The sequence below is a fragment of the Streptomyces iconiensis genome (assembly GCF_028657195.3).
Taxonomy (GTDB): Bacteria; Actinomycetota; Actinomycetes; order Streptomycetales; family Streptomycetaceae; genus Streptomyces; species Streptomyces iconiensis.
On the sequence record NZ_JANCPR020000012.1, the window covers coordinates 184737 to 196766 of the forward strand.

Consider the following 12030-nt stretch of genomic DNA (forward strand, 5'->3'; position numbering starts at 1 on the left):
GGCAGCGCCGTACGGGGGCTGGCTTAAGCTCGGACGGGACCGTACGGGCGAGACGCTCGTACGGGTGTGCAGACAAGGAGCAGCGGCGCATGGGTGAGCAGTCCACGACCAAGTTCCCGCAGGAGATCCTGGACCAGTGGGCGGGCTCGGGGCTCGACCTGCCGTCGCTGTTCTCCGCGGGACACCTGGGTGAGCGCATGGGCCTGGAGGTCGTGGAGGCCAGCCCCGAACGCGTGGTCGGCACCCTGCCCGTCGAGGGCAACACCCAGCCCTACGGACTGCTGCACGGCGGCGCCTCGGCCGTGCTCGCCGAGACCCTCGGCTCGGTCGGTGCGATGCTGCACGGCGGCCCCGGCAAGGTCGCCGTCGGCGTGGACCTCAACTGCACCCACCACCGCGGCCTGCGCTCAGGGCTGGTCACCGGCACGGCGACCCCCGTGCACCGTGGCCGCACGATGACGACGTACGAGATCGCCGTCACCGACGAGAACGGCAAGAAGGTCTGCTCGGCCCGCCTCACCTGCCTCCTGCGCGAGGCGGATCCGGCCGGAAACTGATTCCGGCCGGGAACCCGCCCGGACGGGGACCGGCCCCCGCGCCGGAACCTGCCCCCCGCCGGTACCGGTCACCGGGCCGCCTGTCGTCATCGCCGGTCCCGCCGCCCCGCGTTGGTGCCGCCCCGCGTTGGTACCGCCCGCGCTGCTGCCGGCCGCATCGCCGCCGCCCACGTTGGTACCCGTCGTACGGTCGCCGTGGGGCTCAGGCGGCGCTAACGTCCCCGCATGGGGGACGTGTTGAGCGGCGGCGGAGAGGGTCAGCGGCTGGGTGAGCGGTGGGCGGCTCTGCCGCGGAAGGTACGCCGGGTGACGCTCGCGGCCACCGCGCTCGTACTGCTGGCCGTGGCGACGGGCTTCGCGCTCACCACGCGCCCCGATGCGGCGCCGCGCGGTACGCAACGGGTGCCGTATCCGGTGCACAGCACCCGTATCACCTTCGTCAGGGTCCTCGACGTGGACGCGCGGAAGCGCACGTTCGCCGTGGAGATGCGGGCCACGACCGCCGATCCCGTGCTCATAGAACGCATCGGCCAGGACTACGCGACGCTGGACCTGGTCCTGCGCCCATCACGCCCGGTCAAGGTGGAGCCGGGGCGTCCGAAGGCGCTGTTGCTGCGTGTGCGGGTCGTCTCCTGCCTGGGGCTGCCCCTCAGAGCGAGGCTGCCCTACCTCGAAGTAACACTGCGTAACGCACGCGCCACGCAGGTTCTGAGCTTCATCCCCGGTGATCATTACGCCCGGTCACTCACGCGCGTCTTCCGTACGGTATGCGGACCCTCTCGCGGCCCCTCCACCGGCACCCCCTGAACCAACTGCGACTTCACACCGGGATACCTGTCCGCTACATCGCCGTCATACAAGGCGAGTTGGCACCCATCCCCGACACGGCGCCGGGTTCCCGCCCGGTCATAACAAGAGAGTCACATCCTGCCCTTGACCTCTGCCCGACTCCATCCCATCGCCATAGAGTCACCGCCAGTCACTACGCCGCCGGGCGTGCGCGACAGGCACCGATCTGTACCACCAGTACGGCCCGGCGCGCGATACGGCCATTTACTCCGCGATGGCCGCGCCTGGGGAAAGGACTGATCGTGCGTCACCGTTCCTTGCTCATTCTCACCACCACCGTCACGGTGGGAGCTCTCACGCTCTCGGCATGTGGCTCTCGCGACGACAAGGGTGGAAGCGGGGACAGTGGTGGCAAGACCACTGTCACCATCGGGCTCGACGCCCCGCTGACCGGTGACCTGTCCGCGCTGGGCCAGGGCATCAAGAACTCCACCGACCTCGCCGTGAAGACCGCGAACAAGAACAACGAGGTCAAGGGAGTCACCTTCAAGCTGGAGACCCTGGACGACCAGGGACAGGCCGGAACCGGCCAGCAGAACGCCACCAAACTCGTCGGCAACGAGGAAGTGGCCGGCGTCGTCGGCCCGCTCAACTCGCACGTCGGCCAGTCGATGCAGAAGGTCTTCGGCAACGCCGACCTCGTCCAGGTCTCCCCCGCCAACACGGCCCCGCAGCTCTCGCAGGGACCCGACTGGCAGAAGGGCGACAAGAAGCGGCTGTTCGACACCTACTTCCGGACGGCCACCACCGACGCCGTGCAGGGCCCGTACGCCGCCCAATACCTCTTCAACAAGAAGAAGTTCAAGAACGCGTACATCATCGACGACAAGAAGACCTACGGTGCGGGGCTCGCGGGCACCTTCCAGGACGAGTTCAAGAAGCTCGGCGGCAAGATCGTGGGCAGCGACCACATCAACCCCGAGGACCGCGACTTCTCGGCCGTCGCCACCAAGGTCGCCAAGTCCAAGGCCGACTTCGTCTACATCGGCAGCGAATACCCCACCGGCGCACCGCTCTCCGCGCAGATCAAGAAGGCCGGCGGAAACATACCCGCGGTCGGCGGTGACGCGCTCTACAGCGCCGAGTACATCAAGCTGCACAAGAAAAAGTCCGAAGGCGACATGGCGACCTCCGTCGGCGCCCCGCTGGAGACCCTCGACACCGCCAAGACCTTCATGAAGAACTACAAGGCCGGCGGCTACAAGCTCCCCTACGAGGCGTACGGCGGCTACGCGTACGACAGCGCGTGGGCCGTCATCCAGGCCGTCAAGGCGGTCGTCGAGAAGAACGACGGCAAGCTCCCCGACGACATGGACGACGCGCGCAAGCAGATCACCGACGCCATGAAGGACGTCAAGTTCAGTGGCGTGACCGGCGATGTCGCCTTCGACGAGTACGGCGACACCACCAACAAGCAGCTCTCCGTATACGAGGTCAAGGGCGGCAAGCACGTACCCGTGCAAACCGGCACCTTCCAGGAAAACTGACCTGGCCCACCGCCCCAATTCGTACATCCAGCTGCGCGGGGACGCCACCAGCGCCCCCGCGCAGCCGTATCTGACACACCTCCGGAGGACCCCCGGTGCAAGATCTGCCGGATCAGCTGGCGAACGGACTCGCCCTCGGCGCGTTGTACGGCCTCATCGCGATCGGGTACACGATGGTCTACGGCATCGTCCAGCTCATCAACTTCGCCCATGGCGAGATATTCATGATCGGCGGCTTCGGCGCGCTGACCGCATACCTGTGGCTGCCCGAGGGAACAGGGCTCGTCGTCGCCCTGCCCCTCATGATCCTTCTCGGCGTCGTCTGCGCCACCCTGGTCGGCGTCGGAGCGGAACGCTTCGCCTACCGGCCCCTGCGCGGAGGCCCACGCCTCTCCCCGCTGATCACCGCGATCGGCCTCTCCCTCGCGCTCCAGCAGGCGGTCTGGTCGTTCTACCCCGACGCCAAGAAGGCCCGCCCCTTCCCGCAGTTCAGCGGCGGCGACTTCGACCTCGGCTTCGTCTCGCTCTCCCGCGAGGACCTCTTCATCTTCGTCGCGGCCCCCGTCTGCATGATCGCGCTCGGCGTTTTCGTCGCCAAGACCCGCACAGGGCGGGCCATGCAGGCCACCTCACAGGACCCCGACACGGCGAAACTGATGGGCATCAACACCGACCGCATCATCGTCATGGCCTTCGCCATCGGTGCCGCGTTCGCCGCCATCGCCGCCATCGCCCAGGGCTTCAAGACCGGTGAGGTCAGCTTCAGGATGGGCTTCATCGCCGGTCTCAAGGCGTTCACCGCCGCCGTGCTCGGCGGCATCGGCAACATCTACGGAGCCATGGTCGGCGGACTCGTCCTCGGCGTCGCCGAGGCCATGGCGACCGCGTACATCGGAGACATACCCGGGCTCGAACAGTTCGGCGGCGGATCCTGGAAGGACGTGTGGGCCTTCGTCCTCCTCATCCTCGTCCTGCTGATACGGCCGCAGGGCATCCTCGGCGAACGCCTCGCGGATCGGGCGTGATACCCATGACCACTCACCAGACCACCGAAGAGGCCGCCACCCCGGCCCCCAGCACCTCCGCTGCCCAGGGCGTGCCCCTGCCCTGGCGCCCCGACCCGGCCGCCAACCTCAAGACCGCCCGTATCGTCACCGCAGCAGGCGCCGTCCTCGCCTTCGTGAGCACCATGCTCGCCTGGACCTGGACCTCCGAGTTCCCCGGCGACCTCACCGTCGCCTTCTACCCGGCGGGGCTCCAACTCCTCACCCTCATCGCCTCGCTGCTCACCGCGGCCCTCCTCCTGGCGGGCTCCGGCGTACGCGGGCTGCGCTGGCTCACACCCGGCGGCAAGCACAGCGCGCTGCTGCTGATGACGCTCGCCAACCTCGGCGTCACCTGGTACACGGCAGGCGCCATCGCCGTCCAACTCGGCGGCATCGCCAACTTCGAGCCCGGCATGTGGATCGGCGTCGCCGGCACCCTCGTCGCCCTCGTCGGCGCGCTCGCCCTCCCCGCCGACCTGCCGCCCGAAGCCCTGCCGGGCGGCAAAAGCGCCAACCCCTGGCAGCGGCTGCTCCACGCCTTCAAGGCACCCCAGCCCCCGCGCTCCAAGGCGCTGCCCGGCTGGGCCGAGATCCTCATCATCTGCGCCTCCTGCGGCCTGGCGCTGTACGTGTTCGCCTACGGCATCGAGGCCGAGGACGGGCCGCCCTTCATCGGCTTCCTCGTACTCGCCGCCTTCGCCGCGCCCGCCATCGGCAGGACCGGACTGACCCGGCGCCTCTCGGCACAGTCGGCCAAGCACCGCAACGTCACGCTGCTCGCCGCCTTCGTCGCGGCACTGCTCTTCCCGTTCACCCAGAGCAACGAGGCGTACACCAACGTCGCCGTGGCCGTGCTGATCTTCGCGACCGTCGCACTCGGCCTCAACATGGTCGTCGGCCTCGCCGGCATCCTCGACCTCGGCTACGTGGCGTTCCTCGGCGTCGGCGCCTACACGGCCGCGCTGGTCTCCGGAGCGCCCAGCTCGCCCTTCGGCATCCATGTGCCGTTCTGGGCAGCCGTACTGATCGGTGCGGCCGTCGCCCTGGTCTTCGGCCTGATCATCGGCTTCCCCTCACTGCGGCTGCACGGGGACTACCTCGCCATCGTCACCCTCGGGTTCGGTGAGATCTTCCGTATCTCCGTCCAGAACCTCGACGGCGACTCGGGGCCCAACGTCACCAACGGCCCCAACGGCATCCCCAACATCCCCGACCTGGAGCTGTTCGGCTTCAACCTCGGCGAGGAACACACCATCCTCGGCATGGAGTTGGGCAGGTTCGGCAACTACTACCTGCTGATGCTCGTCTTCACCGCGATCGTCGTCACGATCTTCCGGCGCTCGGACAACTCCCGAATCGGGCGGGCCTGGATCGCCATCCGCGAGGACGAGACGGCGGCCCGCGCGATGGGCGTCAACGCCTTCCGCCTCAAGGTCATGGCCTTCGCACTCGGCGCGACCCTCGCCGGTATGGCGGGAACCGTACTCGCACACGTCGAGTTCACCGTGAACCCCGACTCGTACAAGTTCGTGCACACCGCGCCACCCAACTCGGCGTTCCTGCTCATCGCCGTCATCCTCGGCGGCATGGGCACGGTCAGCGGCCCCCTCATCGGTGCCGCACTGCTCTACCTCATCCCGGCCAAGCTCCAGTTCATGGCCGACTACCAACTGCTGCTCTTCGGCATCGCGCTCATCCTGCTGATGCGCTTCCGCCCCGAGGGACTCATCGCGGACCGCCGCAAGCAGCTCGAATTCCACGACACCGGGCAGCTCGACGTCCCCACGGCCGCGAGCCCGGGCCTCAGCAAGACGGAGGCGTGAGACGAGATGACGACCACCACCACGCAACAGGACGCCACCACGCCGCCCGCAGGCCGTAAGGCCGTACTCGACGCCTCCGGCGTCACCATGCGGTTCGGCGGCCTCACCGCCATCAAGGACGTCGACCTCCAGGTACACACCGGCGAGATCCTCGGACTCATCGGGCCCAACGGCGCGGGCAAGACCACCTTCTTCAACTGCCTCACCGGGCTCTACGTCCCCACCGAAGGCACGGTCAGCTACAAGGGAACCGTCCTTCCGCACCGCTCCCACCTGGTCACCCAGGCCGGCATCGCGCGTACCTTCCAGAACATCCGGCTCTTCGCCAACATGACCGTTCTGGAAAACGTCCTCGTCGGCCGGCACACCCGCACCAGCGAGGGCCTCTTCTCCGCACTCCTGCGCGGCCCCGGATTCCGGAGAGCCGAACAGGAGTCGGAGGACCGCGCGATGGAGCTGCTGGGCTTCATCGGCCTCCAGGACAAGCGCGAGCACCTCGCGCGCAACCTCCCCTACGGCGATCAGCGCAAGCTGGAGATCGCCCGCGCCCTCGCCAGCGAACCCGGGCTCCTCCTCCTGGACGAGCCCACCGCCGGCATGACGGCCGGCGAAACCACAGCGACCCGCGAACTCGTCCTCGCCATACGGGAAGAGGGCACGGCCGTACTCGTCATCGAGCACGACATGCGCTTCATCTTCAACCTCTGCGACCGCGTCGCGGTCCTCGTCCAGGGGGAGAAACTGGTGGAGGGCAGCCCCGAGACCGTGCAGAACGACGAGCGCGTCGTCGCCGCCTACCTGGGCACCCCCTTCGAAGGCGAACCCGGCGAAGCCGAGGCGGCCGAGGTACAGGCCGCCGAACGCGCCCACGAAACCGGGCCCTTGAAGGCCGGCGGCACCGCCGGAACCGCCGGTACCGCAGCAGAAGCGGAAGGGGACGAGCACTGATGGCCCTGCTCGAAGTCGAGGACCTCCGTGTCGCCTACGGCAAGATCGAGGCCGTCAAGGGCATCTCGTTCCGCGTCGAGGCCGGCGAGGTCGTCACCCTCATCGGCACCAACGGCGCCGGCAAGACAACCACCCTGCGCACCCTGTCGGGGCTGCTCAAACCGGTCACCGGCAAGATCACGTTCGACGGCCAGGTGCTCAACGGGGTCGGCGCACACAAGATCGTCGCCATGGGCCTCGCCCACTCGCCCGAGGGACGGCGGATCTTCCCCCGCCTCAGCATCGAGGAGAACCTCCAGCTCGGAGCGTTCCTCCGGCGCGACGGCGACGCCATCACCAAGGACATCCAGCGCGCCTACGAGCTGTTCCCGATCCTCGGCGAACGCCGCAAGCAGGCCGCGGGAACGCTCTCCGGCGGCGAACAGCAGATGCTCGCCATGGGGCGCGCGCTGATGTCCCAGCCCAAGCTGCTGATGCTGGACGAACCCTCCATGGGGCTCTCCCCGATCATGATGCAGAAGATCATGACCACCATCAGAGAGCTGAAGGCCCAGGGCACGACCATCCTGCTCGTCGAGCAGAACGCCTCGGCCGCGCTCTCCCTCGCCGACCACGGCCACGTCATGGAGATCGGCAAGATCTCCCTGTCGGGCACCGGCCAGGAACTGCTCCACGACGAGTCCGTACGCAAGGCGTACCTCGGCGAGGACTGAGGGCACACACGAGGGTGGGGGCGCCCGGACCCCCGGGCACCCCCACCCTCGCCGCGTGCGCTACTTCTGCTTGCGCTCCTCGCCATCGGCGATGACCGCCTCGGCCACCTGCTGCATGGACAGGCGCCTGTCCATCGACGTCTTCTGGATCCACCGGAAAGCGGCCGGCTCCGTCAGCCCGTACTGGGTCTGGAGCACGCTCTTCGCCCTGTCCACCAGCTTGCGCGTCTCCAGACGCTGGGAGAGGTCCGCGACCTCCTTCTCCAGCTCCCGCAGCTCCGTGAACCGGGAGACCGCCATCTCGATGGCCGGCACCACGTCACTCTTGCTGAACGGCTTCACCAGATACGCCATGGCGCCCGCGTCCCGCGCCCGCTCGACCAGCTCGCGCTGGGAGAAGGCGGTGAGCATCAGCACCGGCGCGATGCTCTCCTCCGCGATCTTCTCGGCCGCCGAGATGCCGTCGAGCACCGGCATCTTCACATCGAGAATGCACAGGTCAGGACGGTGCTCACGGGCCAGGTCCAGGGCGGTCTGCCCGTCCCCCGCCTCGCCGACGACGGTGTAGCCCTCCTCCTCCAGCATCTCCTTGAGGTCCATCCGGATCAGGGCCTCGTCCTCCGCGATCACGACGCGCGTCGTCACCGGAGGCACATGCTCGTCGCCGCCGCTCGACTCCGCCGCTTCCGCGGCTTCGGCACTCTCAGCGGTCTCAGGCTCGGGGACGTCCGCGGTGCTCATGGGCTCCTCGTTTACGCGCTGGTGGGGGATAAGAGCCTACCTAGGTCCTGTAAAGTGTTGGCACGGCGGGTGACCGCTAGCCTTCATTTTGATGGGCCCCGGTAATCCAATTGGTAGAGATGGTGGATTCAAAACCCATACAGTGTCGGTTCGAGTCCGACCCGGGGCACTCTACCTTCGTTTCGAAGGTTGCAAGCGAAACGCGATAGCTTCGCCACATCAGGCGAACATCACTGCGACCCCCCTCGCGATCCGCACAGGTCACCGAATCCTGACCCCTGTGTACGACATCGCCACCCGCAAGCGGGCCCTCGCCCTGGTAGCCCAGGGGCGCAGTCTGAACTCCGTGAGCAAGGAAACCGGGATCTCCCGCTGGGCGCTCCGCGCCTGGCAGCAGCGACTGGAGCCGCTCCCCCACAGCGCATGTCCCCGCTGCTCCGCTCCGCCGACGCTGCCGGAGAATCCCGGCGCCTACAGCTACCTGCTGGGCCTCTACCTCGGCGACGGCTGTGTCAGCCGCCTGGCCCGCACCTACACCCTCCGTATCTCGTGCGCGAACTCCTGGCCCGACCTCATCGAAGCGTGTGAGCGGGCCATCCGTGCCGTACGCCCGGACAACAGCGTCTGCCGCGTCCAAGCTCCCGGGTGTGTGGCCGTCTCCGCGTCCTCCGTCCACTGGCCCTGCCTCTTCCCCCAGCACGGTCCCGGCAGGAAGCACGAACGCCGGGTCGTACTGGAGACCTGGCAGCGGAAGACCGTGGATGCGTACCCGTGGGAACTGGTCAGAGGGCTGGTGCACTCCGACGGTTGCCGGATCACGAACTGGACCACGAGGACCGTCGGCGGCGTGCGCAAGCGCTACGAGTATCCGAGGTACTTCTTCTCCAACAAGTCCCTGGACATCGCCAGGCTCTACGGCAGGACCCTCGACGAACTCGGTGTCGAGTGGACCAGCAGCCGCAGCAGGAAGAACTCGTACAACATCTCCGTAGCCCGCAAAGCCTCCGTAGCCCTCATGGACGCGCGTGTCGGGGCGAAGTGGTGATACCCCGGTGCGTGTCCGTACAGAAGTGCGGCACTATGGCGCGCATGTCCGTGTTGACGCGCGAGGAAGCGCAGAGCCGAGCCCTGGTTCTTGAGGTCCAGAAGTATTCCGTCGAGCTGGACCTGACGCGAGGGGAGGAGGTGTTCGGGTCCACGACCGTGGTGCGGTTCGCCGTGCGGGAGGCCGCGGGGGGCGGGGCGCACGGTGTGGACACGTTCGTCGAGGTCAGGCCGCACACGCTGGAGGGTGCCTGGATCGACGGGGTGGCGATCGAACCGGGCGAACTGAGCGGGGGGCGGCTGCCGTTGCGCCGGCTCGCGGTGGGCGAGCACGAGTTGCGGGTCGTGGCCGAGATGCCGTACTCGCAGGTCGGTGAGGGAATGCACAGGTTCAAGGACCCGGCGGACGGCCGGGTCTACGTGTATTCGATGTGCTGCATGTCTGACGCGCCGCTGGTGTTCGCGTGCTTCGACCAGCCGGACCTGAAGGCCGAGTTCCGGGTGACGGTGACCGCTCCCGAGGAGTGGACCGTGCTGGGGAACGGGATCGCGAAGCGGGTGGGCGGCGGGCGCTGGGAGTGCGATCCGACGCCGCCGATCAGCACGTATCTGATGGCGGTCGCCGCCGGCCCGTTCCACTCGGTGCGTACGGAGCACGCGGGGCTGCCGTTCGGGCTGCATGTGCGCCAGTCCCTCGGCCCGTATCTGGAGGCCGACGCCGAGGAACTGCTGGACATCACCCGGCGCTGCTTCGACAGGTACCACGAGATCTTCGACGAGCCGTATCCGTTCGACTCCTACGACCAGGCGTTCGTGCCGGAGTTCAACGCGGGTGCGATGGAGAATCCGGGCCTGGTGACGTTCAGGGACGAGTTCGTCTTCCGCTCGGCCGTGACGGACACGCAGCGGCAGACGCGGGGCATGGTGATCGCGCACGAGATGGCGCACATGTGGTTCGGCGACCTGGTGACGCTGCGCTGGTGGGACGACATCTGGCTCAACGAGTCCTTCGCCGAGTACATGGGCTACCAGGTGCTGAGCGAGACGACGCGGTTCACGGACACGTGGACGGACTTCGCCGTGACGCGCAAGAGCTGGGGGTACGACGCTGACCAGCGGGCCTCCACGCATCCGGTGGCTCCCGCGCCCGACGCGGTGCCGGACACGGACGCCGCGCGGCAGAACTTCGACGGGATCTCGTACGCCAAGGGTGCGTCGACGCTGCGGCAGCTGGTGGTGTGGCTGGGCGAGAAGAGCTTCCTGGCGGGGATCAACGACCACTTCGCGCGGCATCGTTTCGGCAACGCGACCCTGGCCGACTTCATCGAGTCACTGGCGCGCGCTTCGGAACGCGATGTGCGGGCGTGGGCGGACAGTTGGCTGCGTACGACGGGTGTGGACACGCTGGTGCCGGTGGTCGGCGAGGCGGCCGACCGCAGCTGGTACGTGGAGGTGGAGCACCTCGGTTCGCGCCCGCACCGGCTGGCGGTGGGGCTGTACGACAGGGCTCCGGCCGAGCCGGGGCGGCTGGTGCTGCGCGAGCGCGTGGAGCGTGATGTCCCTGGTGGGGGCGGCGCGTTGAGGTTCGCGCTGGACGGTCCGCGGCCGGATCTGGTGCTGCTGAACGACGGGGACCTGACGTATGCGAAGGTCCGGCTGGACGCGGTGTCGTGGCAGACGGTGCGGGAGGTTCTGTCGGGCGTGCCGGGGCAGTTGTCGCGGTCGGTGCTGTGGAACACGGCGCGTGACATGGTCAGGGACGGTGAGCTTCCGCCGCTGGAGTACATGCGGGTGGTGCGGGACCATCTGCCGCACGAGCGGGACAACGCGGTGGTGCAGGGCGTCCTGGCGTTCTCGCGGGAGCAGGTGGCGGACCGTTACGTACGGAGCGGACTGCGGCCCGAGGTGCTGGGGCTGCTCGCGGAGACCTGCCGTGAGCTGATGGACGGCGCGGGTGCGGCGGAAGCGGGACTGCGGCTGACGGCCGTACGTACGCTGCTGGAGAGCGCGGAGACGCCGGAGGAACTGATGCGCTGGCGCGCGGCCGGCGAGGTGCCCGGCGGTCCTGTGCTGGACGCCGAGCTGCGGTGGCGGTTGCTGCTGCGGCTGTCGGTGCTGGGCGCCGTGGACGCCGGGGAGATCGAGGCCGAGCTGGCCTCGGACCCCAGCGCGGCGGGCGAGCAGGGCGCGGCGCGGTGCCGTGCGGCGCTGCCGGACGCGGGGGCCAAGGCTGCGGCCTGGGAGGCGCTATTCGAGGCGGGCGGGGCGGGCGAGGCGCTGTCGAACCATCTGTTCACGGCGACGGCTCAGGGCTTCTGGCAGCCGGAGCAGGCGGAGTTGCTGTCGGGGTTCGTGGCACGTTACTTCGAGGAGGCGTCCCCGGTCGCGGAGCGGCGGGGTGACGCGCTGGCGCGGATGGTGGGGCGGCACGCGTTCCCTGCCATGTCGGTGGACGCGGCGACGCTGGAACGGGGTGAGCGGTGTCTGCGCACGGCGGGCCCTCCGGCCTCCTTGCGACGCCAGCTGGTGGACCAACTGGACGATTTGCGGCGCGCGTTGGCCGTACGGGAGGCGACCGGGGACTGAGGCTGACGCAGCCCCAGTGGTCCGGCGTGGGACCAGTACCCGGTGGTCCCGGGTGGTCCGGAGCGCGGTGGGCCGGAGCGCGGTGGTCCGGAGCACGGTGGCCCGGAGCGCGGTGGCGGCAGGCCGTCGGTGGTGAACCGGGGGCCTGCCGCCCTTACTTGCCCCTGCGCGGGAGGATGCCCACGTGGCGGAGGGGCCGGCGGTGAGGCCGGTCGCGGCCCGCGCTGCGGGCTTGT

10 protein-coding genes and 1 tRNA gene are annotated in these 12030 nt (G+C 68.7%); 10 read left to right on the forward strand and 1 reads right to left on the reverse strand.

Annotated elements, in window-relative coordinates; all coding sequences use genetic code 11:
• Positions 1-89 precede the first annotated feature (89 nt).
• The 7 genes from NMN56_RS14700 (at position 90) to NMN56_RS14730 (ending at position 7423) form a co-directional block, all read left to right on the forward strand.
• Positions 90-557 (forward strand): PaaI family thioesterase, encoded by a 468-nt coding sequence (locus NMN56_RS14700; RefSeq protein WP_274044746.1) that lies wholly within the window; start codon positions 90-92, stop codon positions 555-557.
• Positions 558-782: 225 nt separating this feature from the next.
• Positions 783-1364: a hypothetical protein gene (locus tag NMN56_RS14705; protein WP_274044747.1), complete on the forward strand. Its 582-nt coding sequence runs from the start codon at positions 783-785 to the stop codon at positions 1362-1364.
• 284 nt (positions 1365-1648) lie between these two features.
• Positions 1649-2893, forward strand: a complete 1245-nt coding sequence (locus tag NMN56_RS14710; protein WP_274044748.1) for a branched-chain amino acid ABC transporter substrate-binding protein — start codon at positions 1649-1651, stop codon at positions 2891-2893.
• 95 nt (positions 2894-2988) lie between these two features.
• Positions 2989-3918, forward strand: coding sequence for a branched-chain amino acid ABC transporter permease (locus NMN56_RS14715; protein ID WP_274044749.1), 930 nt, complete (start codon positions 2989-2991; stop codon positions 3916-3918).
• A 5-nt stretch (positions 3919-3923) separates the two neighbouring features.
• Positions 3924-5762 (forward strand): branched-chain amino acid ABC transporter permease, encoded by a 1839-nt coding sequence (locus tag NMN56_RS14720; RefSeq protein ID WP_274044750.1) that lies wholly within the window; start codon positions 3924-3926, stop codon positions 5760-5762.
• 6 nt (positions 5763-5768) lie between these two features.
• Positions 5769-6710, forward strand: coding sequence for an ABC transporter ATP-binding protein (locus tag NMN56_RS14725; protein WP_274044751.1), 942 nt, complete (start codon positions 5769-5771; stop codon positions 6708-6710).
• Positions 6707-7423: an ABC transporter ATP-binding protein gene (locus tag NMN56_RS14730; RefSeq protein WP_274044804.1), complete on the forward strand. Its 717-nt coding sequence runs from the start codon at positions 6707-6709 to the stop codon at positions 7421-7423. Before NMN56_RS14725 ends, NMN56_RS14730 begins: the two co-directional genes overlap by 4 nt.
• Positions 7424-7483: 60 nt before the next feature.
• Here the strand turns inward: NMN56_RS14730 and NMN56_RS14735 are convergent, their stop codons facing one another.
• The gene (locus NMN56_RS14735; protein ID WP_274044752.1) at positions 7484-8164 is read right to left on the reverse strand and encodes an ANTAR domain-containing response regulator; all 681 of its coding nucleotides are present in this window, start codon (positions 8162-8164) and stop codon (positions 7484-7486) included.
• 95 nt (positions 8165-8259) lie between these two features.
• Between NMN56_RS14735 and NMN56_RS14740 the strand changes: the two genes are divergently transcribed.
• From NMN56_RS14740 to pepN, 3 genes are all read left to right on the forward strand, one after another.
• Positions 8260-8333: transfer RNA gene (locus tag NMN56_RS14740), tRNA-Leu, on the forward strand.
• Between the two features lie 111 nt (positions 8334-8444).
• Positions 8445-9209, forward strand: coding sequence for a transcriptional regulator (locus NMN56_RS14745; protein ID WP_274044753.1), 765 nt, complete (start codon positions 8445-8447; stop codon positions 9207-9209).
• A 44-nt stretch (positions 9210-9253) separates the two neighbouring features.
• Positions 9254-11794 (forward strand): aminopeptidase N, encoded by a 2541-nt coding sequence (gene pepN / locus NMN56_RS14750; RefSeq protein ID WP_274044754.1) that lies wholly within the window; start codon positions 9254-9256, stop codon positions 11792-11794.
• Positions 11795-12030 lie beyond the last annotated feature (236 nt).